The organism is Rickettsia endosymbiont of Cantharis rufa, assembly GCF_964026445.1.
Classification (GTDB): domain Bacteria; phylum Pseudomonadota; class Alphaproteobacteria; order Rickettsiales; family Rickettsiaceae; genus Rickettsia.
This window is the reverse complement of the sequence record NZ_OZ032150.1, coordinates 1-22,614: the sequence shown is the minus strand read 5'-3', so window position 1 is coordinate 22,614 and position 22,614 is coordinate 1. Positions and strand designations below refer to the sequence as shown.

The window sequence follows — 22,614 nt, the reverse complement described above, 5'->3', positions numbered from 1 at the left end:
GCAAGTTTCACAGAAGTTCGCTTTTTTTATAATATTAAATTTTAACAAATTCTATTTTTCGGTTTTATTTACCAAAACTTGATACTCTTTATTTAAACCTTTAACGGCATATACCCATAATATTACTATTACAAAGAATATAGAAGCAAAATATGGCGTTGCCTCAACAAAGCCGAATACAGGAAATAAAATAAAGAATGTAGACTGAATAATAGCACCACCTGATTTACCGAATCTTCCTCCGATAACTTCAACGGCAGCTTGCCCTTTTACTCGTAAATCCTTATCAAGCGGGATATAAGCCATATTTTTAGTTGCATCAAATAAAGAGTATTTTACACCTTTACTTAGAACATTCTGGATCATACCAATCATAACCGCAAGTGCTAAAGGACCTGAAGCAAGAATTCCAGTTAAATTCATAGCAATAACACTATCGAAAAAGATAAAAGCAAAAAATGCGGCACCAGTAAGCAACATCATTAAAGGAGTAATCATTGCTGCAGTCATCCATGATACTTTTCTTAAGATATTACTGCCTATAATCATAAAGGCAATAGCAACCCAACCTTGATAGAATTGGAATTTACCCATATATATAGTGTAAGCTTCTTTTGTTGGATATAATTCTTTTACTTTTGATTTCCAGACACCTTCAACTAAATTTACGGAAATACCATAAGCAATAAGTAATAATGCTATATACCCCACATATTTAGAAGTAAAGATCATCTTAAAGCTTTCTACTAAGGACATTTTAGTTTTAGCTTTTTTTCCTTTTACAAGCGCTGGATCATAAAGTTTTGGATCGGTTAGAACGTTTTTGTTCATCCATCTATATGTTAATATCACTGCAAAACTACTCACTATCATTATAATAAATAACGGAACAAATTTGAGATGTTCTGCAACTATTTGAGTTTTTTCGTGTAAGAAATATCCAATAATTACGGATGTTACAGGTAGTGCTAAATTAGCAAGTAAACCAAACATTGAGTAAAAACGTTTAGCTTCGTCAGTTTTAGTAATTTGGTTAGCAAATTGCCAAAATAATAAACTAAGCATCATTGTTCCCCAAAGCTCTGCCATAGTATAAAAGGACGCAAAGCTCCATTTTCCTACTATTCTTATAAACCATTTGAAATTGGGATAAGCTAAGCTTAAAGATTCTATGGTTTCAGGATCAGGGTGAACTAAATCAGGGTAGGGGTAAAGAACAAATGCAAATAGTGCAAAATATCCTAAGAAAAATGAAGTAATGACGTAAAATACGTTTTCTTGCTTTAAAATATCGCAAAGTTTAACATAAATTACCATAGCGATTACTGCAGATGGCAGCACTATATATGTTTTTAAGAAACTTATTGCTTCAGCTCCTATATCTGTTACTACAAACCCATCTTTAATTGAGCGAAGAGTTGAGTAGTTTAATAAAATACAGAACATCATAAACGCCATAGGAAGAAATTTCTTATTTTCATACCTTTCTATAGGCCAAATTACTTTTCTTAGTTCCGAGATATAATCATCACTTTTAGGAGTACTCATAAATTAAATTTTCTATTTATTTTGAAGATAAGTATTATACTAAAATATGTTAGAAAAGTCAAATCCGATGATTTTTACTCAAAGGAAATTAAATAAAATGATAAACTTTGAGATAAGTGCACGAAATATGATAATTAATTTACTTGATTTTAATTTCTATCTATAAATATTTTCAGATAAATATGGAATCTTCTGACTTCCACACCGTAAATCTCGATGATGGCGTATATTTCAGCATGGCTTTGAGAAAGATAGGATAAAGATATGTCCAAATTAAAAAAAACAGTTCTATTATTAACTACTGTAATTTTTATAACAGATTGTAACAGCAACAAAGAAAATATACATATGAAGGATTCAAATATAATAAACCCACAATATGTAACTTTGAACGTTCAAACCTTGAATAGTTCAGAAGATAAAACTATTAGGGTAAAGGTAAAATCTTTAAACTCCCTTTTATCTGCAAAAGACTTGTGTGATATCTCTATTTTAGAACAAAAATATGATCAAGAAACAAATTGTGCAGGCCTTGCTGCATCGCAAATAGGTATATCAAAATGTGTAATAATATTTGCAGTACATGAAAATGAAGAGTTAAAGAAATGGTGTCCTGACCTTAAGGACACGATGCCTAAAACTATTTGGATTAACCCCTCATATAAACCGATAGGTACTGAAAAACATGAAGATTATGAGGGATGCTTTTCTGTTGAAAATACTACAGGACCGGTAGCAAGATTCAAGAAGATTCATTATCACGCATATGATATAAATGGAAATCAAATTCAAGGTATCGCAGAAGGATTTCTAGCAAGAGTTATCCAGCATGAAATTGATTACTTAAACAGCAAAGTATTTTTAGATTATGTAGATCCTAAAAAAAATTATGAGCAGGGAAGAATATATAGAAATGCGTAAAAAAGCTATGGAGAAAAAAAACTACGAATGTAAAATCTTAAAATTTTTAGATTTTGTTTTTAGGCTTATATATCTTAGCAAAATACGGTAGCTTTGATTCTACTATAAAGAACTTTTTCAAGCACTCTACAGATTTAAAATCTGTTATACCATAATTTGCAATAGCTGAGATTCAATCTTACATTTAGTAAAATAAGATAAGTATTAAATAGAGGATTAGAAATGAATCTAAATCAAAAAATAATAAAGCCAAAAATAGGATTACTAGGATTAGCTAGGAGTCTTGGAAGTAATATCGTCAGCGTGTAAAGCTATGGGATACAGCAGGGACAGTTATTATAGGTTCAAAGAGCTATATGAAACTGGAGGAGAAGAGGCGTTATATGAGATTAGCCGGAAGAAGCCAATTATAGCAAATAGAGTTGATCCTGCGGTAGAGAGAGCAGTATTAGATATGGCGGTAGAATACCCAGCTTATGGTCAGATGCGAGTATCAAATGAGCTTAAAAAGACTGGTATTCTTGTATCACCTGGGGGGTTAGATCAATTTGGCTACGTAATGATTTAAATAATATCAATAAAAGACTTAAAGCATTAGAAGTAAAAATGGCTCAGGATGGTATTGTTCTTACCGAAGCTCAGTTACAAGTATTAGAGAAACGGCGTAGCGAGAAAGAAGCTCATGGAGAAATAGATACACAGCATCCAGATTATCTAGGATGCCAAGACACATATTATGTAGGTAATTTTAAAGGTATAGACAAGGTATATTCTCAGGTATTTATTGATAGCTATACTAGGGTTACAGATGCTAAATTATATACTGATAAAACAGCTTTTACCGCTACTGACATGCTTAATGATAGAGTACTGCCGTGGTATGAGAGTCAGCAAATACCAGTACTTCGTATTCTAACTGATAGAGGTGGTAAATATAAGGGCAATATAGAGTATCATGCTTTTGAATTGTTCTTAAGCATTGAGGGTATTGAGTATACTACTACTAAAGCATATTCTCCTCAAACAAATGGTATGTGTGAACGCTTTAATAAAACTATAAAACAAGAATTCTTTGATACAGCTATGCGTAAAAAGATTTATACTGATCTTGATGATCTACAACTAGATCTTGATATTTGGTTAGAGCATTACAATAACGAAAGATCACATTCCGGTAAATATCGCTATGGTAAAACGCCTATGCAGACTTTTATGGATAGTAAAAAGTTAGATGTTGAAAAGAATAACGAAATCTTATATCTTGAATACTCATCTGACAGTCATAACTTATCAGACATTCAGATATAGTTTTTATAGTGTCTGTAGGATTAAATCTTGACTTTTACAAATAACTTATTTCCTCAGTCAACAGCTGTTCCAAATAAAGGCCGTGCCCCCGTATTGCAGCTTAGCATGAATAGTCTATAATCCTCAAACAGTAATAAGAGAGAATTATAGTTAAGGAGTTATGACAAGAATAGATGTTAAGTGTAGATATTGTAACGACACAGAAAAAGTAGTAAAGGCGGGATATTCAATTTCAAAACAACAGAGATATCAATGCAAGCAGTGTAATCGATATTTTCAACTGTAATATATTAATAATGCCTCTAAGCCTGGAGTCAAGACTCAGATAGTAGATATGTCAATCAATGGCTCTGGAGTTAGGGATACAGTAAGAGTATTAAAAGTGGGTATCAATACGGTTATCCGTGTTTTAAAAAAAATCTAGCGTTAAAAAAGATAAATCATTCTATCAATACGATAGAAGTAATTATTGCTCCTGAAATAGATGAACAATGGTCTTATGTACAGAATAAATCCAAACAAAGATGGCTTTGGTATTCTTTGGATAAGATTTTGTTAAAAGTAGTTGCTTATACTTTTGGTACAAGATGTGATAGCACATCAGAATCATTACTGAAAAAAACTGGAGGATTTTAAGGTTACTTTTTACTTTACAGATGGATGGGGAAGTTATGCTAGGTTATTAGATCCCAAAAAACACATTGTTAGTAAAAAATATACTCAACGGATAGAACGGGGTAACTTAAATCTTAGAACAAGATGCAAAAGACTGACACGTAAAACAATTTGTTTTTCCAAGTCATTGGATATTCATGATAAAGTCATCGGAACTCTTATTGAACGTATAGCATTTAATACCCACATCTGCAAAATGGAGGTGCGACTCAAATAAAGACTGGGAAAATGCTAAATTACTTTATCCACATATAATAAAAATATTAAGCGATGATAATATTAAAATCGATGAACTTAGGGAAGCAAATTTATATCAAGAATTAGGGAATTATAACGGATATATTATGTAAATTTGAATATTCATTAAAATATTACAAGGAAGCTTTAAAAATATTTCAAGAACTCCAAAGCAATCACCCTGATGTCGCTAACTCTCTTAATAATGTTGGTGGGGCTTATCAAAATTTAGGTGAGATTTCTGATGGGCTGAAATACCAAGAAGCAGCACTAAAGATGCTAAAAGGATTATATCAAGGTAACCATCCTTCTATTGCTTTCTCTTAATAATGTTGGTGTGGCTTATGGAAAATTAGGTAAAATACTAAAGAAGGGTTGAAGTATAAAAAAATAAGCATTAAGTATGTTACAAGAACAATATCAAAGCAATTACCACGATATTGCTCTCTGTCTTAATAGCGTTGGTGGGGCTTATCAAAATTTAGGTGAGATTTCTGATGGGCTGAAATACCAAGAATTAGCTTTAGAGTTATATCTAACTTTATATTGTCAACAGCGGTCGAAAAATGATACATAATTTTAATATATACTGTTTGAAAATTGATACAGTATAATAAGAAATCATTTGATATTTAAGTCATAAGATTATCCTCCTGTTTATTAATCACCTCTATTGATACAAGACCAGCTTTCTTTTTATTTCTAAGTCTGAAACTATCCCCTTTAATATTGAGTATCGTGGAATGATGGAGCAGACGATCTAAGATAGCAGCTGTAGGAGCACTATCCTGAGCAAGATTATTGTGCCATTGTCCAAATGGAAGATTACTTGTAAGAATTATACTATCTTTCTCATAACGCTTTGCTATAACCTGAAATAATGGATTAGCTTGTTCCTGTTTTAATGGCAGATACCCAAATTCGTCTACTATGAGTAATTTGTATGGAAGGATGACTTTTTTAAGTATAGCGCCTAGATTTCCCTGATTTAGTCCTGCATTAAGTACGAGCATTAAATCCGCAGCTGTTATAAATTTAGTCTTGATTCCACATTGCGTAGCTGCATAACCAAGGGCAATAGCTATATGTGTTTTTCCTACTCCAGAAGGATCAAGCAAAATAATGTTTTCTTGTCTTTCTACAAAAGATAGGGAACTTAGATTTTCCAGAACCTTGCGTTTGACTCCTGTAGCAAAATCATAGTCAAAATCATCCAGCGTTTTTATAGCAGGAAAGTCTGTCATTCTTGTGAGTATTGATTTACTCCTATTTTGTCGCGCCAACAACTCTGTTTTTAATATTGACTCAAGGAAATCCGTATAACTTGAGTCTTCTTTACTAGAGGACTGTGCGATATCAAAATAATTTTCAGCTACCTGAACAAGATTTAATGAGTGGCACATCTCTGCTATACGTTGGTGCTGCAGGTTCATAATGCCTCCAATATATCTAGTATACGCATAGGGAATGCTGCAAAGAAACTGTAGAAAATCGTTCTTCTTTACCTTCCATAATCTCTAATACCGCAGGATGACTACCGCTATAATCCAATGGTAGTGGTTGAGGAGTACTCCTCTCAGACTTTAATCTTTTTACAGGTATTTCACCTGTGGTGCCATGCACACGCATATTCGCTATATCTCGCAGCCATTTTAGCACCTCTGAATTTGCAGTATCCACATCCAACACTAGCTCTGCTGTTTTTAATTTTGTCACTAATGGGTTATAAAAGCTTTCTCTGAGATATCTATTAAATCGCTCAACCTTGCTCTTGGTTTTTGCTTGATAAGGTCTACACACTCTTAAGCGGAAACCATAATGTTTTGCAAAATCTAGCATTCCTTTATTAAAAAGATGTATGTCAAGACCATACGTATCTCTACCCAGTATTACTGTTTTCATATTGTCATAAAGCACTTCTTTTGGTACTCCGCCAAAATATTCAAATGCACGCTTATGGCATTCTATTAACGTTACAAGCTTCTCATTAGTAACAAATTCCACATAACTTGCTCGACTATATCCTAATGTAGCTACAAAAGCTGATAAAGTGTTCTTGCCTTTACGAAATTCAATCCAATCAACTTGCATCTGTTTACCGGATGCAGTCTCGAATCTTACCATATCCTCCTGCTTAGCTGCTGGCTTTATGCTTTTTAAATAATCTCTGAGTTGGGTCATCTTGCCCGTGTAACCCATCTCCTTTATCTCTTGAAACAATACAGTGCCGGGTAGCGATATAGGATAGGCTGATTTTATTCTTTCGCTCAAGTACTCCTTATACGGGGCTAGCTTTGTTATCAACTTCCTCCCATCCTTATATTTAGGGCTACCATCATATTTTAAATATTTACGTACTGTATTTACTGAAACACTTACTTCTCTTGATATACTTCTTAGGCTTGTGTCTTGTTTATTTAATATTTTTATTTCCATTATTTGCTCCAGTATTATCATTATTTTTTACCTCCTTACCCAGAAGATATTACTTTAATACTGTATCAATTTTTATCCATTGTGCTGTATCATTTTACTTCCGTTGCTAACAGATGTAAGGGAAATCACCCTGATATTGCTAGCTCCCTTAATAATGTTGGTGTAGTTTATGAGATTTCAGGCGGATTTTTAAAGCATTAAAATATAAAGGAGAAGCGCTAAAAACGTATCAGGAATTATATCATGGTAGTCACCCTAACACCGCCATTTCTTTTAATAAAATCGGTATAGCTCAAGGTAAATTAGGTAAAGTAAAAGAAGGGTTAAGATATTTTTGGCTGGCGCTAAAGATGAGACAAAATTATATCAAGGCAATCATGTTGCAATCGCTACTTCTCTAAATAATGTAGGAACAACTTATGATAAATTAGGGTATATTTTTGTAAGTTTGAAATATTTTGAGTTAGGACTAAAGATGTTTCAAGAATTACATCAAGGTAATCATCATAATATTGCTGGATTTCTTAATAATGTCGGATTGGCGTATCATAAATTAGAAGATGCTTATAAAGCTCTAGAGCTTTATAAGCAAGCTTACTTAATGCGTGTACAAACTTTAGGTTTAGATCATCCTTATACTAAGGAATTAAAAAGTTATCTTAAGGAAAATGCCTCAGAATTTATAAAAAATAATGAAACTAGGGGGGTTTATATTACAAAGAGGCGATTTTGAGGAAGTTATATTAGAAATTAAGCAAAAATTACAAAAAGAAGTTTTAAATAAAATACCTATTAATGTTGTTAAGGGCAAATGGAGTCCAGGCAAATTTATTAGCAAGCTTCCAATTCTAGAAAATTGGGGGGTGAAACGCTATTTAGGCGATAGATATTTAGCAAAACAACTAAGAGCTTCAGCAAATGTTAAAAATATAGAAATAGCAAAAATATTATATTTTGAAGCAATTTGCTTAATAGCTATTTATAATCCTAATAAAAATTTCACTTGTACAAAAGAATTTGCTGTAAGCTACCCTGAATTAACAAACAGGATAATAAACGAGCATCCTGAATATTTTATTGACGGCTCGATATTACGGGCATGTATTAATGACGAGGCAATCTTAAGTAAATTGCTAGGTAGCGGTTAGTGTGGCTATGTAGCTTTATCGTTATTATGAGAAGAATCGGATTTATCCATTAAATTTTTAGCAATGCTGCTTTCTGAAAATTTAGCTGATTGGAAATATTCGGAAACAAGTTTTATCACTTCATCACAAAACTCATCTTGTAGTTCTTTACTTGCAGTTAATTTTTGGTTTTGAATTAGCTGTATAGCATCAAATTTTTTATGTTCTAAAAATTCTTCAATTTCTTTAGTTTTTTCTTGGATAATTTTTTTTGTGACTTCAGTGCTTTCTTCTATCATTTTAGAGCGTAAAGTTTCTAGTTTTTTTATTTGTGTATTGGTTTGTTCGAAGAGTAAAGCTGCGTCTTCTTTTAACTTTTCAGCTTTTAGAACTCTTTCTTGGACTTCTAAAATCTTAGCATCTAAAGAATTCAAAATGGCTTTTTTTGCCGGTCTATAAATTAAATACAAAAAAAACACAAAACTAACGGCAAGCCAAAAGCTTTCATCTAGGAAATTCATTATTTTACTTTTATATTTTGTAGTAAATTCATATCTACTTTAGTTCCGGCTATTTTTTCAATAATATTAACTGCAAGTTTTATGATTGCTTCGCATTTATTATTTCTAAATTGCTTAGCAGCTAAATTTATATCTTCAATATTTTGATTTATAGAATTTTTTAAATCTTGTTCTAGATTCTTTTTTTTAATTAAAAATTCTGATTCTAGAGAGTCTATTTTTTCTTTTTTTATCCTATCTATTTCGACATTTGTTTTTTCTACTTCTTCATTATAATATTTATTTAGCTTTTCTGTTTCTAAGGTCAGTGTATCGGCTTGTGTAATATTATCTTGAATATTCGTTTGCCTATTATTAAAAATTTCTTCGGCTTTTGGAGTTATAAATTTATAAACAAAGATATACAATAAGCCGAAAGTAATAATAAGCCAAAAAATTTGCGAATAATAGGTAGCAATGTCAAATTGAGGCATCTTATTTAAAAATGAATTTTAAGAAAAAATAAGTAACATAGCAATCACAAAGGAAAAAAGTCCCATTGCTTCAGCAAGACCCGCTCCAATAAGTGCCATTCTTTGTAAGTTTTCTGCAGCTGAAGGGTTTCGTGCTATTGAACTAAGTAGGGAGCTAAATATATTACTAACGCCTAGAGCCGCACCGTACATGCCGATAGCCATAAACCCTACGCCGATAAATTTTAAAGAAACTATGTCCATAAGAAATTCCAACTTAAATTAAAAATTATTTAGTGTAAATTAATAGCATCATTAAGATACATACAAGAAAGAATAGAAAAAATATAAGCTTGAAGTATTGCAACAAAAATTTCAAACCCAATCAGTATAACCATAAGAGGGATTGGCAGAAATTTCAAGTAAATCATTAATGAAACGGTAAAACCGGCTATTACTTTTAATAAAACATGCCCCGCCATCATATTAGCAGCAAGTCGCAGTGATAGACTAACCGGTCTTGCTAAATATGTAAACAGTTCAATTACTATCATTAATGGTGCTAGCCACAAAGGTGTACCGCGCGGTAAAAAAAGAGTTAAAAAACGTAAGCCGTGTTTTACAAAACCGACTATAGTTACCGTTAAAAATACTAAAATTGCCAAGGCAAAAGTAATGATAATATGACTAGTAGCAGTAAAGCTATAAGGTGTCATACCAAGTAAATTACAGAATAAAATAAAAATAAACAAACTGAAAACTAAAGGAATAAATTTACGTCCTTTTTCTCCTATATTCTGATTTAACATATCAGATACAAGATTATAAACTATTTCGGCACTTACTTGTAATCTAGAAGGTACTAATTTCTGATTATAAAAAGCTAAGTAAAAATAAGTTAGAGCTAAGATACTAGCAAATAACATATAGATACTTGAATTAGTAAAACTGACGTCAAAACCGAACATTTTGATTTCTATTAATTTTTTGATATCAAACTGTACTAAAGGGCTATGAGTCATTTCCTTACTTTTTATTATTTACTTTTTGCCTTATAATATTAAAGCCGGCAATCATTCCCATTATTGTAAATATAATAAGAAATAAAGGTTTAGAGTTAAAGAACTTATCCGTAAATATTCCAATCACGACACCTATCATTGTACCTAAAACCAAATCTACAGCGATAGTGAACGGGCTAATTTCCTGCTGAATCTTAGAATTAGAAAACTTGGAAGTTTTTAAGTCTTTAATTCTTGCTTTGATATCTTTTAGTTTTTCCGTATCCATTATATTCTTGTACATTGTCATACCGTGGCTTGAAAAAGCCGCCTATACCATTCCCACGTAGGCGGGAATCCAGAAAAAGATTATAAATACAGCTAATTTTTGAAATGTAAAGCTCGATCTATCTCGCTTTACCCTGGATTCCCGCCTACGCGGGAATGATATCGAGACCATGCAACACTGTCAGTATTAATTACAAACTCATCTCATTTTTTGATTTTTCTTTTTGCTCTTCTAAAGCTTTATCTAATGCTGTGGAAATATTGTCCATACTATAATTTCCGGTTTGTATTCCATTAACAAAGAAAGAAGGAGTGCCTATAAATTTTGGTGTTTTTGCTACAAAATTAGTATTAGAGATTAGTGTTTCAGTAATTTTATCATTATTTAAACATTGCTTATATTCTTCTGGAGGAACACCGCCAAGATGACCTATATCAGTTAGTAATTCTCTGTATTTATTGCTATATGCCCATTTATCTTGTTGTTGTAATATAATATTATGCAATTGTACAAAACTGTTTATATCACCCTTGCATCGGGCTAAAATTGCAGCGTCTAAATCTTGTTTTGTAGCAATAAATTCACGAACTACATATGCAATTTTATTAGTATCGATATATTTTTTCTTAAGTTCCGGAAAAATTGTATTATGATAATAAGCACAATGTGGGCAGGTAGGAGAGAAATACTCGACTAATATAACATTTGATTTTTTGTTACCGAGAACCATATCATTATCATCAACTTTAAAAGTGACTTTAAAGGGTGTTATTTCAGGATTTTTTTGTTCTTGTGAATCCGGCGTTGATACTTCATTAATTTGATTATTATCATTAGCAGGTACTATCGATTCAGCTGCATTTTCAGAATTTACGGCTTCTTGATTTGCTTCTTGAGAAGTTCCAACGTCTTGGTCTTCATTATTTTGTGCGGTTTCTTGCTCTATTATTTGTTTCTCTTCTTGGTTCTTATCTTGTGCTTTTTCTTCTGAACAACTACTCAAAAATAATAAAAATATTGGTACAATAAAAATACTTCGCATAATTTTCCTTTAACTATTAACCTTATCTACAATAAGATTGTATCAATTTTATTTCAATAAAAATATCTACTTTATAATAAAAGCAGAATGTGCTATGCTATAGAAAATAATAGTCTAACATTAAGTTCTTAGGCACTAAAACCACTACGGAGGAATTAATAATGACAAATACAACACAATCCGAACATAAAGTCGAACAAAAATCCGAGTTTAAAATAGGGCAGAGAATTGTCTATCCTGCACATGGAGTTGGTGAAATAACAAATATAGAGTATCATACTATAGCTGGTACAGAAATTAAAGTATACGTCATTTCTTTTTCCCAAGATAAAATGACGCTAAAAGTGCCTGTTAGTAGGGCTTCGGTTGTCGGTCTTAGAGCAGTTGCAAGCAGAAAAGATTTAGATGTAATATATTCAACTCTTCAAGGTAAACCAAAACAAGGAAATAGAATGTGGAGTAGAAGAGCACAAGAATATGAAGGGAAAATTAACTCAGGTAATATTGTAGCTATAGCTGAAGTATTACGAGACTTACATAAAAATGTTGATAATGATCGTTCTTATAGTGAAAGAACCCTATATGAATCAGCTTTAAATAGACTTGCAGGTGAACTTGCTATTCTTGAAAACATACACCCGACTGAAGCAATTAATAAGTTAGTTGAAGTATTACGCGAAAAATTAGTAGCGTAATTTTCGATATTGCCTAAAGTATTGTTGCTTGGCTAAGCTTTCTGTTGTCATTCCGCGACTTGGTCGTGGAATTCAGCTAAAAATACTAAAATTATTAATACTTTGAGTAGTTTTGATGACACCGAGTGCGTTTTTCGACCTATGCAACAATACCTATTTTACAAAGCCATACCAACTTGCCCTACCAAAAGATAGTTCATACGGAATTTCTCAAGGGATGCGGCAACTACATAGTCAATAAATTCTTTTAACAATTTTTGATCAGTTACTTCTTGTTCTTTATCATCACGAGCAGTTAAGAGTTTTGAATTAATTTTTTCAAGAACACCTTTCTTAATATCATCAATATTATGCGTACCGTCTAGCATTTCTAAAATATATTTTTCATGTATTGCCATACCCATCATATCGTTAGGTCTATTTGTTACGCTAACTATATTCGTATTATTAAAATTAGCTTGTTTTGTTTAGTATCTTGCAAATTCGCTAGTTTTAGGTTTTTCGGTGATAGTTGCTATAGCATGCGGCTTAGTCTCAAATATTTTTAGATAACCTTGAAAAATAAATTTTATAAAATGCTGCTCTAGCGCAGCTAGGAAATCTTGCAATTTATATTTACCAAGCTTTTTTAAAGCTTCTTTTGCTACTTGTTCTAAGCTTATCGGATTGCTAATATTTTCAGCATATATATACAAAATAGCTTTCATGATCGGTGAAGTACTTGAAATAAAAGGATAAGGTAAATTTTCGTAATAGAAGCTGATATTTTCCTTCTCGTTATTTAAATCAATGTCTTTTTCGGAGTTACCGGTCTAATATTAGGGCTAGTGTAAAATTCTTTTAAATTGTTGAATTCAATTTTTCTGTTTATAGGTATGTTTTTATGACATAACAATGTCGAGTGGAATTTTCTATTAGTGATAAAATCCATATATTGCTCTGTACGAACAATATCATTAATAACTTGTAGCTTTTAAGCTGCTTTAGACGGTAAATTACCGAGAAACATTGCAGTAAGCGATGTATCACCTAAGTAATTTAAATGATTTTTTTGAGCTTTCTCTATGAATTGGTGAAAATATGTACCTGTATTAATTTCGCCTAAATATTCATGTAATACATATGAGTCTGTATATGCGGATAATAATTTTGTTTCATCTCGTAAGAAATTAGAATAGCGTGTTGTGGGGCTTTCTAATGAGTCATTGATAAACTTCAAAAGTAATCTAGCTTGCTGTAATTTATCGTGGCTAGCATTAAATAGCTCTGAATGGAACATTATCATTTCACGTATTATTCTCTGCACATTCCAACCCGGCAGCGTATTATAGCTTACAAAAACTATACCATTTGGTTTAACATCTTATTACAGACTTCGAGTATTTTATCTTGTACTTCTTAAGGCACTCATGAATATACACCGTAACAAACTATGTAATCAAACTTACCGTATAACTCATCAAGATCTAATATAGATAATGCTTTTAGCTCAGCATTTTTTAGTTTCAAATCGCTGGTAATTTTTTTGCCGAGTTCTATTTGTGTTTTGGATAAATCAATACCGAGGGTGTACGATTTAGGATATATTTCGGCGAAATTAAGAATATTAACACCGATTCCACAACCGATCTCAAATATTCTAGCTGTTTCAAGAGGTACTGGATTCAGCCCAAATAGTTTACCGATAGTTCTTAAATACGGTGGGGAGGTACAACTGAAAGTGAATGGAGAATAAGGTACTTCATCATAAGATATTTTGTTAGTTTGTTTTGTCATAGTAATTATATAAATTAAAAATTAGTTTTAAGCGGTTTCAAAAGATTAAGCAGTATGTTTTATATACAATTTCCCGTTATTGTGAGCAGGCATTGTTGCATAGATACCGATGTCAACTTTTTTTAGGCAATGTCTTATAACTTTATCAATTGTGCTTTACTTGCAAAATTTTCTATACCTTCTAAATCGGTAGCGGTAACCCATAGCTGCATGTTTAAGTTGGTAAAAAATTCGGTTAAATACTCACGTCTTTTATCGTCTAGATGAACAAATACCTCATCCAAAAGTAAAATCGGTGCTATTTTAGTTAGCTTTATAGCATAATTCATTTCAGCAAGAATTATTGCAATTAATATAGCTTTTTGTTCACCTGTAGAACAGAGTTTTGCTAAAATATTTTTCTTTTTATGTTTTACTAAAAAGTCGCTTTTATGAACTCCAAAACTAGTGCGACCAAGTAGTTTATCCTTGCCTCTTGTTTGATAAAGTTCTGTTGTAATAAAACTAGTAATATTTTCTTCGCCGTCTAATATTTTTTGTTCAATAATGCCGTCAATCGATAAATCAGCTTTTGGAAATGCATTTTCTAAATCATCGATTGCCTGCTGCATAAATTCTAAAGTTTTTAAGCGGTTAGTGGCAATATTACTAGAAATATCAGCCATTTTTTTTTCGATGATTTTCAGCCAATTATCATCTCGTATTTCTTCTTCTAGAATTTTATTTCGTTCATACATGTAATATTCATATTTACTAACTAATTCTGCGTGCTTTGGATCAAAATTATAAACTATTCTGTCAAGGAATTTTTTTCTATCACTGCTGCTACTAGTAAAAATTCCTTCCATTTGCGGAGTCAGCCACACCATGCTAGTGAATTTGCTTAACTCATTATTGGCCATTTTACTTTCGTTATATTCGGTTATTCGCCTATTTGAGCTGCGTTTAATACGCGTACTAAACTCTGCAGATCCTAGCTTACTTTGCAATAGAGCTTTAACTATGCAATAGTCTTCTGAAGCTTTGCATATATCGGCAAGCTTTGCCGACCGAAGTCCTCTACCGGGGTAAAAAAGCGATATAGCTTCTAAAATATTAGTTTTACCGCTACCATTTTCACCTATTAAAATTATCGGTATATTATCTGTTTTCAGTTCAAGGTTTTTAAAATTACGATAATTCTCAAGAATTAAGGAATGTAGGAAGATATTTTTCATTTTATGAAAGAATAATAGTTGAATTATTGATGCGTTGTATACTCGGTGAATTTCAAAAATTAGCTACGTCGTTTTACAAAACTGATCTATCAACACTTTTCCGAACAGTTGTTTAAGCGCAATTTTGTATCTCTTCATATCTTACTGGTGATAAATAATCGTTAGCAGAATACATTCTGATACGGTTATAAAATACCTCTATATATTCAAATATGGCATATTTTGCTTCCTCCTTAGTTTTAAATTTATATTGATACATTAATTCTGTTTTTATAGTATGAAAGAAACTTTCAGCAACAGCATTATCCAAGCAATTTCCTTTACGACCCATACTCTGTTTGATACCATGTTGTTTTATAATTTTTAAATGACTATCAGAACAATATTGACTACCTCTATCAGTATGCCAAATAAGCCCTTTTGCTGGTTTACGTTGCCATATTGCCATTAATAAAGCATTATTAACCAAATCAGCTCTCATGTTATTACTCATAGACCATCCTATAATTTTTCTAGAAAATAGATCAATAACAGTTGCTAAATATAGCCAGCCTTCACCAGTTGGCACATAGGTTATGTCTCCAACCCAATAACAATTAGCAGCATAAACTGTAAACTCTCTATTTAATAAATTAGGAGCAATTTGCTTATTATGATTAGAGTCAGTAATGGCTTTAAATTTACGTTTAGTTTTACATAGCAAATTAGCTTCTTTTATTAGTCTTGCAATGCGTCTCCTACTAGCAGTTATATCTTGCCGTGATAGTTCCTTTTTAATAGGTCTAGTTCCATAATTACCTCTACCTTCTTTAAAGATAATTTCAATTCTGTTTGTTAATTCATTACCTTCTTTAACCCTATTACATCCAAGATTATTTAACCATTCATAATAACCATTACGTGATACTTTCATAAATTTACACATAGCAGAAATGGAAAAATTACCTCTGTTTTCCTTTATCCATGCGTACCTTATTGGGATTCTTTTGCAAAGTACGCGGCAGCCTTTTTAATAGATCACGTTCTTGTGTTACTCTATCTAGTTCTTCTTCAATCTCCTTAATTCATCATACAGATGTTCTTCATATCTCATTACTTCCTTGAGTTTTGAATGTTTATTAACCCAATTATATAGACTATACTTCGTAATTCCTAGTTCTCTAGCTGTTTGAGCAAAAGGTTGCTTAGACTCAATAGCTAATCTAATCGCTGATTCTTTAAATTCAGCTGGATATATCTTTGGCTCTATATCCGGCATTTTTATCCCTACTGTTAATATCGTCTATTATTAACTTTCTGGAAAACTATAGCTGCATCAATATGGAAGATAAAAAAAATCATGAATCTCATAAGGATAATAATAAAGAAAAAAAATCTAACTATAAATAAATACTAGTATTTTATTAGAATACATGTAAAATTTAGGATTTGGTAGTATTTCGCTCGGTTAGATATTTGTAATGGTAATATCGTTCAATGTTAATCAGTCAATATTATAGGCTATAGTTCATGGTTTCCTTGGTTGGCTCAAATAAATTTACACACTTATTTGGACCATACGCGTCAAGTTAAGGAAAGGCAGTAAGCAATTTGCAAGAAATTTAGAAAAAAGCGCTACTTAAAAAAAGGAGGTAAAGAGTATAAGTATTAGTACTGTAATGCTAAGGGACTTATACAATGAAAAATATAACAAAACTACCGAATAGAATCAAAGAGTTTTTAACAGAAACAGCTATCAGAGTTGCAATTAGCAGCGGTTTTATCAAAGGGAGAAGAAGATTAACCCGGCTGTTCGTTTGCACAAGCATTAGTGAGTAATGCTGATTAGTCGCGCCCCCGTATTGCAGCTTAGCATGAATAGTCTATAATCCTCAAACAGTAATAAGAGAGAATTATAGTTAAGGAGTTATGGCAAGAATATATGTTAAGTGTAGATCAAGAATAGATGTTAAGTGTAGATATTATAACGACACAGAAAAAGTAGTAAAGGCGGGATATTCAATTTCAAAACAACAGAGATATCAATGCAAGCAGTGTAATCGATATTTTTAACTGTAATATATTAATAATGCCTCTAAGCCTGGAGTCAAGACTCAGATAGTAGATATGTCAATCAATGGCTCTGGAGTTAGGGATACAGTAAGAGTATTAAAAGTGGGTATCAATACGGTTATCCGTGTTTTAAAAAAATCTAGCGTTAAAAAAGATAAATCATTCTATCAATACGATAGAAGTAATTATTGCTCCTGAAATAGATGAACAATGGCCTTATGTACAGAATAAATCCAAACAAAGATGGCTTTGATATTCTTTGGATAAGATTTTGTTAAAAGTAGTTGCTTATACTTTTGGTACAAGATGTGATAGCACATCAGAATCATTACTGAAAAAAACCGGAGGATTTTAAGGTTACTTTTTACTTTACAGATGGATAGGGAAGTTATGCTAGGTTATTAGATCCCAAAAAACACATTGTTAGTAAAAAATATACTCAACGGATAGAACGGGGTAACTTAAATCTTAGAACAAGATGCAAAAGACTGACACGTAAAACAATTTGTTTTTCCAAGTCATTGGATATTCATGATAAAGTCATCGGAACTCTTATTGAACGTATAGCCTTTTAATATCCACATCTGTAAAATGGAGGTGCGACCCATAAGCTGGGTATTCTACCGCCATATCTAATACTGCTCTCTCTACCGCAGGATCAACTCTATTTGCTATAATTGGCTTCTTCCGGCTAATCTCATATAACGCCTCTTCTCCTCCAGTTTCATATAGCTCTTTGAACCTATAATAACTGTCCCTGCTGTATCCCATAGCTTTACACGCTGACGATATACTTCCAAGACTCCTAGCTAATCCCAGTAATCCTATTTTTGGTTTTATTATTTTTTGATTTAGATTCATTTCTAATCCTCTATTTAATACTTATCTTATTTTACTAAATGTAAGATTGAATCTCAGCTATTGCAAATTATGTAGGTAATTTTAAAGGTATAGACAAGGTATATTCTCAGGTATTTATTGATAGCTATACTAGGGTTACAGATGCTAAATTATATACTGATAAAACAGCTCTTACCGCTACTGACATGCTTAATGATAGAGTACTGCCGTGGTATGAGAGTCAGCAAATACCAGTACTTCGTATTCTAACTGATAGAGGTGGTAAATATAAGGGCAATATAGAGTATCATGCTTTTGAATTGTTCTTAAGCATTGAGGGTATTGAGTATACTACTACTAAAGCATATTCTCCTCAAACAAATGGTATGTGTGAACGCTTTAATAAAACTATAAAACAAGAATTCTTTGATACAGCTATGCGTAAAAAGATTTATACTGATCTTGATGATCTACAACTAGATCTTGATATTTGGTTAGAGCATTACAATAACGAAAGATCACATTCCGGTAAATATCGCTATGGTAAAACGCCTATGCAGGCTTTTATGGATAGTAAAAAGTTAGATGTTGAAAAGAATAACGAAATCTTATATCTTGAATACTCATCTGACAGTCATAACTTATCAGACATTCAGATATAGTTTTTATAGTGTCTGTAGGATTAGATCTTGATTTCTACATGTGATCTATCAACACTTTTCCGGACAGTTGTTTAAGCGCAATTTTGTATCTCTTCATATCTTACTGGTGATAAATAATCGTTAGCAGAATACATTCTGATACGGTTATAAAATACCTCTATATATTCAAATATGGCATATTTTGCTTCCTCCTTAGTTTTAAATTTATATTGATACATTAATTCTGTTTTTATAGTATGAAAGAAACTTTCAGCAACAGCATTATCCAAGCAATTTCCTTTACGACCCATACTCTGTTTGATACCATGTTGTTTTATAATTTTTAAATGACTATCAGAACAATATTGACTACCTCTATCAGTATGCCAAATAAGCCCTTTTGCTGGTTTACGTTGCCATATTGCCATTAATAAAGCATTATTAACCAAATCAGCTCTCATGTTATTACTCATAGACCATCCTATAATTTTTCTAGAAAATAGATCAATAACAGTTGCTAAATATAGCCAGCCTTCACCAGTTGGCACATAGGTTATGTCTCCAACCCAATAACAATTAGCAGCATAAACTGTAAACTCTCTATTTAATAAATTAGGAGCAATTTGCTTATTATGATTAGAGTCAGTAATGGCTTTAAATTTACGTTTAGTTTTACATAGCAAATTAGCTTCTTTTATTAGTCTTGCAATGCGTCTCCTACTAGCAGTTATATCTTGCCGTGATAGTTCCTTTTTAATAGGTCTAGTTCCATAATTACCTCTACCTTCTTTAAAGATAATTTCAATTCTGTTTGTTAATTCATTACCTTCTTTAACCCTATTACATCCAAGATTATTTAACCATTCATAATAACCATTACGTGATACTTTCATAAATTTACACATAGCAGAAATGGAAAAATTACCTCTGTTTTCCTTTATCCATGCGTACCTTATTGGGATTCTTTTGCAAAGTACGCGGCAGCCTTTTTAATAGATCACGTTCTTGTGTTACTCTATCTAGTTCTTCTTCAATCTCCTTAATTCATCATACAGATGTTCTTCATATCTCATTACTTCCTTGAGTTTTGAATGTTTATTAACCCAATTATATAGACTATACTTCGTAATTCCTAGTTCTCTAGCTGTTTGAGCAAAAGGTTGCTTAGACTCAATAGCTAATCTAATCGCTGATTCTTTAAATTCAGCTGGATATATCTTTGGCTCTATATCCGGCATTTTTATCCCTACTGTTAATATCGTCTATTATTAACTTTCTGGAAAACTATAGCTGCATCATGTCAAGCCACGGTATGACAGGATAGGATAAGTATTAGTCAAGAGGTTTTACTATAACCATTATTACCGCAATAATCATACAAACAGCCGGAATCTCATTAACTATACGATAAAATTTTTCTGAATGAATATTCTTACCAGTTGCAAAATCTTTTCGCCATCTTGCAAGTAAACCGTGAAATATCACTAAAACTAACACTGCAAACATTTTAACGTGAAACCAAGTATCAAGTGCAACAAACCCGTAAATATGAGCATTTATTAAACCAAATATAAATGTGCTAATCATTGCCGGATTCATAATGAATCTGAGTAATTTTAACTCCATTACTTGTAAAGTACTATCTAGCTCACTACCTATTTTAGCTTTGGTATGATAAACATATATTCTGGGTAAATAAAGAAGCCCTGCCATCCAACATATAGCAGATATCAGATGAATTGACTTAAACCATAGATAGTAACTTGCCATTTTTCCATTATTAATTTTTTAATTTACATAAACATTTAGTAAATTCGTTTGGACATATTTTTGTACTAGAGCTACTCATAACTAAATTAGTATCAACTTTATTAATAAATCGTAGCAATATATTTGTCAAACTATTAATAAAACTTTTATTCGTCCCAAGCGTTGGGATTCGAGTATATTGAATTTCATATTTATCTGCGATTAATTTATACTCAATATCAAGTTCTACTAATGTTTCAACATGTTCAGATACAAATGATATAGGTACGATTATTATATCTTTTTTTAACTTTCCAGCTATCTCTATTTCGTCTTCCGTATTCGGTTTTAACCACTCTATAGGTCCTACCTTACTTTGATAAGTTATCTTATAATCTAAATCTTTTATATTTAATTCTTTGACTATTGCTTTTACTGTTTCTTTTATCTGAAAACTATAAGGATCACCTGCTTTTATTATTTTTTTAGGTAACCCGTGAGCAGAAAATAATATACGAAAATTTTTATCATATAGTTTTTCTTTTATTAAAGAAACATGAGCTTTTATAAAATCTTCTTCTAGAGGATAACAACAAACTGTTTTTATCGGGATATCTATATCAAGGCTTTTTAAAAAATTTTTAACTGATGATCCTGTTGTAGTGCTTGAAAACTGAGGATATAAAGGTAATAATATTATCTCATTTGGATTATATTCTTTTATTTGCTCTATTGTTTCTTTGGCAAACGGTGCTGAATATCGCATATTTATAAAAATGGTAAAATCTTCTTTTATTAGTTGCTTTAGTTTTTCGGTTAACGCTAATTTCTGCTCTTGTGTTTCTTCAGGTAAAGATGATTTACCTCCTATTAAAGAATAGATTTTTTGAGATTTTCTTTCTCTAGTAATGGAAATTATTTTTGCAATAATATAACGTAACGGATTTGAAAGATTAATTATAGCTTTATCATAAAATAAATTAAATAGAAAAGACTTTACTGATTCAAGGCTATCTGGACCTCCTAAATTAAAAAGTACTATTGCTATTTTTTTCTTCATATTATTCACTATTCTTTAAAATTTCTAACATATTCTGTTAGAAATTCTACATTTTCCGGAGGTGTTTCAGGTAAAATACCATGCCCTAAATTAAATATAAAATTCTTTCCTTTCATTGCTGAAAGAATTTTGTAAGTTTTTTCTTTAATAATTTCTTTATTAGTAAGTAATATGATGGGATCTAAATTACCTTGTACTATTACAGTATCGCTCCATTGTCTCATTTTTTCAAGTGGAACTGTTTGATCTAGTGCTAAAATATCTATCGGTACTTCTTTTATAAACTTCTCGTATAATAATCCTGCTCCTTTAGGAAAAACAATTATTGGAACATTAGGAAAAATTTCTTTTACTCTTGATATAATCTTCTTTGTTGGTTCTATTACAAATTCGGTAAATTCTTCTTCTGCAAGTACTCCTGACCATGAATCAAAAAGCTTTAAAATATCTACTCCTGACTTTGCTTGATTTATAAGATGAGAAGTTGTTTTTTCCGTAATAAAATCTAATAATTCTCTAGCAAGTATTTTATTTTCATATATAAATTTTTTGCTTATTTTAAAATCCTGTTTCCCTTTTCCTTCTAACATATAACTTATCACTGTCCAAGGGCTACCTGTAAATCCTATTAAGGAAGTAGATGATGGTAATTCTCCTTTTACTTTTTTTATTATTTCATAAACTTTTTCTAATTTACTACTTGGATTATTCTGTAGATATTTAAAATCTTCTTGCGATTTAAACTGTCTTAATACAGGACCTATATTTTCTTTAAAATCCACTTCCCATCCAAGAGCGTGAGGTAAAACTAATATATCGGAAAAAATAATAGCTGCATCAAGATTATAACGCTTTATCGGTTGTAGTGTTACTCCTGCAGCCTTATCTACGTCATAACAAAAATTTAAGAAATTTTTTATACCTTCTCTCACTTTTCTATATTCCGGTAAATGTCTACCTGCCTGACGCATAAACCAGATAGGTATCTTGTCGTTAGGTCCTTTTATAGGACTTAAAAGTTGTTTCA

Annotated in this window: 24 protein-coding genes and 8 pseudogenes; 13 read left to right on the top strand and 19 right to left on the bottom strand. The window is 31.5% G+C overall.

All coding sequences use genetic code 11. From position 1 onward, the window contains the following. Positions 1–51: 51 nt before the first annotated feature. Positions 52–1,548: an ATP/ADP exchange transporter Tlc1 gene (tlc1, locus tag AAGD46_RS00145; protein WP_341787298.1), complete on the bottom strand. Its 1,497-nt coding sequence runs from the start codon at positions 1,546–1,548 to the stop codon at positions 52–54. Positions 1,549–1,812: 264 nt separating this feature from the next. On the opposite strand from tlc1, the pseudogene AAGD46_RS00140 reads away from it, so the two are divergent. The 6 genes and pseudogenes from AAGD46_RS00140 to AAGD46_RS00120 form a co-directional block, all read left to right on the top strand. Next, positions 1,813–2,491, top strand: a pseudogene (locus tag AAGD46_RS00140) (peptide deformylase); the annotation flags it as partial. A 200-nt stretch (positions 2,492–2,691) separates the two neighbouring features. Continuing rightward, positions 2,692–3,777: pseudogene (locus AAGD46_RS00135) on the top strand (IS481 family transposase). Positions 3,778–3,937: 160 nt separating this feature from the next. Beyond that, positions 3,938–4,669 (top strand): annotated as a pseudogene (locus tag AAGD46_RS00130) (IS1 family transposase). Positions 4,670–4,736: 67 nt separating this feature from the next. Further along, positions 4,737–4,917, top strand: a pseudogene (locus AAGD46_RS00125) (tetratricopeptide repeat protein); the annotation flags it as partial. A 9-nt stretch (positions 4,918–4,926) separates the two neighbouring features. Next, entirely contained in the window at positions 4,927–5,016 is a 90-nt protein-coding gene (locus AAGD46_RS08380; protein WP_410526000.1) for a hypothetical protein, read from the top strand. 76 nt (positions 5,017–5,092) lie between these two features. Continuing rightward, a complete protein-coding gene (locus tag AAGD46_RS00120; RefSeq protein WP_341787297.1) occupies positions 5,093–5,266 on the top strand; it encodes a hypothetical protein in 174 nt (57 codons plus the stop codon). 55 nt (positions 5,267–5,321) lie between these two features. Here the strand turns inward: AAGD46_RS00120 and istB are convergent, their stop codons facing one another. Next, positions 5,322–6,122 (bottom strand): IS21-like element helper ATPase IstB, encoded by an 801-nt coding sequence (gene istB, locus AAGD46_RS00115; protein WP_341787268.1) that lies wholly within the window; start codon positions 6,120–6,122, stop codon positions 5,322–5,324. A gap of 16 nt (positions 6,123–6,138) precedes the next feature. Continuing rightward, positions 6,139–7,125, bottom strand: coding sequence for an IS21 family transposase (istA, locus tag AAGD46_RS00110; RefSeq protein WP_341787866.1), 987 nt, complete (start codon positions 7,123–7,125; stop codon positions 6,139–6,141). A gap of 334 nt (positions 7,126–7,459) precedes the next feature. Between istA and AAGD46_RS00105 the strand changes: the two genes are divergently transcribed. Continuing rightward, complete coding sequence (locus AAGD46_RS00105) at positions 7,460–7,858, top strand: tetratricopeptide repeat protein (protein ID WP_341787296.1); 399 nt, start codon at positions 7,460–7,462, stop codon at positions 7,856–7,858. Beyond that, the gene (locus AAGD46_RS00100) at positions 7,818–8,273 is read left to right on the top strand and encodes a hypothetical protein (RefSeq protein ID WP_341787295.1); all 456 of its coding nucleotides are present in this window, start codon (positions 7,818–7,820) and stop codon (positions 8,271–8,273) included. Before AAGD46_RS00105 ends, AAGD46_RS00100 begins: the two co-directional genes overlap by 41 nt. A 5-nt stretch (positions 8,274–8,278) precedes the next feature. Here the strand turns inward: AAGD46_RS00100 and AAGD46_RS00095 are convergent, their stop codons facing one another. From AAGD46_RS00095 to AAGD46_RS00070, 6 genes are all read right to left on the bottom strand, one after another. Further along, the gene (locus tag AAGD46_RS00095) at positions 8,279–8,773 is read right to left on the bottom strand and encodes a F0F1 ATP synthase subunit B (RefSeq protein WP_341787294.1); all 495 of its coding nucleotides are present in this window, start codon (positions 8,771–8,773) and stop codon (positions 8,279–8,281) included. Beyond that, positions 8,773–9,246 carry an ATP F0F1 synthase subunit B' gene (locus tag AAGD46_RS00090; protein ID WP_341787293.1) on the bottom strand — a complete coding sequence of 158 codons (474 nt, stop codon included), beginning with the start codon at positions 9,244–9,246 and terminating at the stop codon, positions 8,773–8,775. Before AAGD46_RS00090 ends, AAGD46_RS00095 begins: the two co-directional genes overlap by 1 nt. An 18-nt stretch (positions 9,247–9,264) precedes the next feature. Next, entirely contained in the window at positions 9,265–9,489 is a 225-nt protein-coding gene (locus AAGD46_RS00085; protein ID WP_341787292.1) for a F0F1 ATP synthase subunit C, read from the bottom strand. Between the two features lie 29 nt (positions 9,490–9,518). Beyond that, positions 9,519–10,247 (bottom strand): F0F1 ATP synthase subunit A, encoded by a 729-nt coding sequence (locus AAGD46_RS00080; protein ID WP_341787291.1) that lies wholly within the window; start codon positions 10,245–10,247, stop codon positions 9,519–9,521. A 4-nt stretch (positions 10,248–10,251) separates the two neighbouring features. Beyond that, complete coding sequence (locus tag AAGD46_RS00075) at positions 10,252–10,515, bottom strand: AtpZ/AtpI family protein (RefSeq protein ID WP_341787956.1); 264 nt, start codon at positions 10,513–10,515, stop codon at positions 10,252–10,254. Between the two features lie 190 nt (positions 10,516–10,705). Further along, on the bottom strand, positions 10,706–11,557 hold the full coding sequence (locus AAGD46_RS00070; protein ID WP_341787290.1) for a DsbA family protein: 852 nt from the start codon (positions 11,555–11,557) through the stop codon (positions 10,706–10,708). 161 nt (positions 11,558–11,718) lie between these two features. Here AAGD46_RS00070 and AAGD46_RS00065 point away from each other — a divergent pair, with 161 nt between their 5' ends. Continuing rightward, on the top strand, positions 11,719–12,252 hold the full coding sequence (locus AAGD46_RS00065; RefSeq protein ID WP_341787289.1) for a CarD family transcriptional regulator: 534 nt from the start codon (positions 11,719–11,721) through the stop codon (positions 12,250–12,252). Positions 12,253–12,410: 158 nt separating this feature from the next. Here the strand turns inward: AAGD46_RS00065 and AAGD46_RS00060 are convergent. From AAGD46_RS00060 to AAGD46_RS00045, 4 genes and pseudogenes are all read right to left on the bottom strand, one after another. Next, positions 12,411–14,028 (bottom strand): annotated as a pseudogene (locus AAGD46_RS00060) (methyltransferase regulatory domain-containing protein). A gap of 134 nt (positions 14,029–14,162) precedes the next feature. Beyond that, positions 14,163–15,245 (bottom strand): DNA replication/repair protein RecF, encoded by a 1,083-nt coding sequence (recF, locus tag AAGD46_RS00055; protein WP_341787288.1) that lies wholly within the window; start codon positions 15,243–15,245, stop codon positions 14,163–14,165. Between the two features lie 112 nt (positions 15,246–15,357). Beyond that, a complete protein-coding gene (locus AAGD46_RS00050) occupies positions 15,358–16,179 on the bottom strand; it encodes an IS3 family transposase (RefSeq protein ID WP_341787859.1) in 822 nt (273 codons plus the stop codon). Positions 16,180–16,284: 105 nt separating this feature from the next. Then, a complete protein-coding gene (locus tag AAGD46_RS00045; RefSeq protein WP_341786903.1) occupies positions 16,285–16,503 on the bottom strand; it encodes a transposase in 219 nt (72 codons plus the stop codon). 848 nt (positions 16,504–17,351) lie between these two features. Between AAGD46_RS00045 and AAGD46_RS08375 the strand changes: the two genes are divergently transcribed. The 3 genes from AAGD46_RS08375 (at position 17,352) to AAGD46_RS08365 (ending at position 17,872) form a co-directional block, all read left to right on the top strand. Further along, entirely contained in the window at positions 17,352–17,495 is a 144-nt protein-coding gene (locus AAGD46_RS08375) for an IS1-like element transposase (RefSeq protein WP_341786690.1), read from the top strand. Beyond that, positions 17,452–17,550 carry an IS1 family transposase gene (locus AAGD46_RS08370; RefSeq protein WP_410525950.1) on the top strand — a complete coding sequence of 33 codons (99 nt, stop codon included), beginning with the start codon at positions 17,452–17,454 and terminating at the stop codon, positions 17,548–17,550. The genes AAGD46_RS08375 and AAGD46_RS08370 overlap by 44 nt, the downstream gene beginning before the upstream one ends. 166 nt (positions 17,551–17,716) lie before the next feature. Continuing rightward, positions 17,717–17,872, top strand: coding sequence for an IS1 family transposase (locus AAGD46_RS08365; RefSeq protein ID WP_410525951.1), 156 nt, complete (start codon positions 17,717–17,719; stop codon positions 17,870–17,872). A gap of 28 nt (positions 17,873–17,900) precedes the next feature. Here the strand turns inward: AAGD46_RS08365 and AAGD46_RS00035 are convergent. Continuing rightward, positions 17,901–18,158 (bottom strand): annotated as a pseudogene (locus tag AAGD46_RS00035) (helix-turn-helix domain-containing protein); the annotation flags it as partial. A gap of 68 nt (positions 18,159–18,226) precedes the next feature. On the opposite strand from AAGD46_RS00035, the pseudogene AAGD46_RS00030 reads away from it, so the two are divergent. After that, a pseudogene (locus AAGD46_RS00030) lies at positions 18,227–18,799 on the top strand (integrase core domain-containing protein); the annotation flags it as partial. 71 nt (positions 18,800–18,870) lie between these two features. On the opposite strand, the gene AAGD46_RS00025 reads toward AAGD46_RS00030, so the two are convergent. The 5 genes and pseudogenes from AAGD46_RS00025 to hemE form a co-directional block, all read right to left on the bottom strand. Next, complete coding sequence (locus AAGD46_RS00025) at positions 18,871–19,692, bottom strand: IS3 family transposase (RefSeq protein ID WP_341787859.1); 822 nt, start codon at positions 19,690–19,692, stop codon at positions 18,871–18,873. Between the two features lie 105 nt (positions 19,693–19,797). After that, positions 19,798–20,016, bottom strand: coding sequence for a transposase (locus AAGD46_RS00020; RefSeq protein ID WP_341786903.1), 219 nt, complete (start codon positions 20,014–20,016; stop codon positions 19,798–19,800). A gap of 94 nt (positions 20,017–20,110) precedes the next feature. Further along, positions 20,111–20,548, bottom strand: a complete 438-nt coding sequence (gene hemJ / locus AAGD46_RS00015; protein WP_341787287.1) for a protoporphyrinogen oxidase HemJ — start codon at positions 20,546–20,548, stop codon at positions 20,111–20,113. A gap of 10 nt (positions 20,549–20,558) precedes the next feature. Then, entirely contained in the window at positions 20,559–21,587 is a 1,029-nt protein-coding gene (gene hemH / locus AAGD46_RS00010; protein WP_341787286.1) for a ferrochelatase, read from the bottom strand. A gap of 69 nt (positions 21,588–21,656) precedes the next feature. Then, positions 21,657–22,565: pseudogene (gene hemE / locus AAGD46_RS00005) on the bottom strand (uroporphyrinogen decarboxylase); the annotation flags it as partial. Positions 22,566–22,614 lie beyond the last annotated feature (49 nt).

What these genes read in the sequence shown, in the direction of transcription:
- tlc1 (WP_341787298.1), bottom strand. Translation starts at nt 1,548, where the DNA reads ATGAGTACTCCTAAAAGTGATGATTATATCTCGGAACTAAGAAAAGTA.
- AAGD46_RS00120 (WP_341787297.1), top strand. Translation starts at nt 5,093, where the DNA reads ATGTTACAAGAACAATATCAAAGCAATTACCACGATATTGCTCTCTGT.
- istB (WP_341787268.1), bottom strand. Translation starts at nt 6,122, where the DNA reads ATGAACCTGCAGCACCAACGTATAGCAGAGATGTGCCACTCATTAAAT.
- istA (WP_341787866.1), bottom strand. Translation starts at nt 7,125, where the DNA reads ATGGAAATAAAAATATTAAATAAACAAGACACAAGCCTAAGAAGTATA.
- AAGD46_RS00100 (WP_341787295.1), top strand. Translation starts at nt 7,818, where the DNA reads ATGAAACTAGGGGGGTTTATATTACAAAGAGGCGATTTTGAGGAAGTT.
- AAGD46_RS00095 (WP_341787294.1), bottom strand. Translation starts at nt 8,773, where the DNA reads ATGAATTTCCTAGATGAAAGCTTTTGGCTTGCCGTTAGTTTTGTGTTT.
- AAGD46_RS00090 (WP_341787293.1), bottom strand. Translation starts at nt 9,246, where the DNA reads ATGCCTCAATTTGACATTGCTACCTATTATTCGCAAATTTTTTGGCTT.
- AAGD46_RS00085 (WP_341787292.1), bottom strand. Translation starts at nt 9,489, where the DNA reads ATGGACATAGTTTCTTTAAAATTTATCGGCGTAGGGTTTATGGCTATC.
- AAGD46_RS00080 (WP_341787291.1), bottom strand. Translation starts at nt 10,247, where the DNA reads ATGACTCATAGCCCTTTAGTACAGTTTGATATCAAAAAATTAATAGAA.
- AAGD46_RS00075 (WP_341787956.1), bottom strand. Translation starts at nt 10,515, where the DNA reads ATGGATACGGAAAAACTAAAAGATATCAAAGCAAGAATTAAAGACTTA.
- AAGD46_RS00070 (WP_341787290.1), bottom strand. Translation starts at nt 11,557, where the DNA reads ATGCGAAGTATTTTTATTGTACCAATATTTTTATTATTTTTGAGTAGT.
- AAGD46_RS00065 (WP_341787289.1), top strand. Translation starts at nt 11,719, where the DNA reads ATGACAAATACAACACAATCCGAACATAAAGTCGAACAAAAATCCGAG.
- recF (WP_341787288.1), bottom strand. Translation starts at nt 15,245, where the DNA reads ATGAAAAATATCTTCCTACATTCCTTAATTCTTGAGAATTATCGTAAT.
- AAGD46_RS00045 (WP_341786903.1), bottom strand. Translation starts at nt 16,503, where the DNA reads ATGCCGGATATAGAGCCAAAGATATATCCAGCTGAATTTAAAGAATCA.
- AAGD46_RS08375 (WP_341786690.1), top strand. Translation starts at nt 17,352, where the DNA reads ATGTCAATCAATGGCTCTGGAGTTAGGGATACAGTAAGAGTATTAAAA.
- AAGD46_RS00020 (WP_341786903.1), bottom strand. Translation starts at nt 20,016, where the DNA reads ATGCCGGATATAGAGCCAAAGATATATCCAGCTGAATTTAAAGAATCA.
- hemJ (WP_341787287.1), bottom strand. Translation starts at nt 20,548, where the DNA reads ATGGCAAGTTACTATCTATGGTTTAAGTCAATTCATCTGATATCTGCT.
- hemH (WP_341787286.1), bottom strand. Translation starts at nt 21,587, where the DNA reads ATGAAGAAAAAAATAGCAATAGTACTTTTTAATTTAGGAGGTCCAGAT.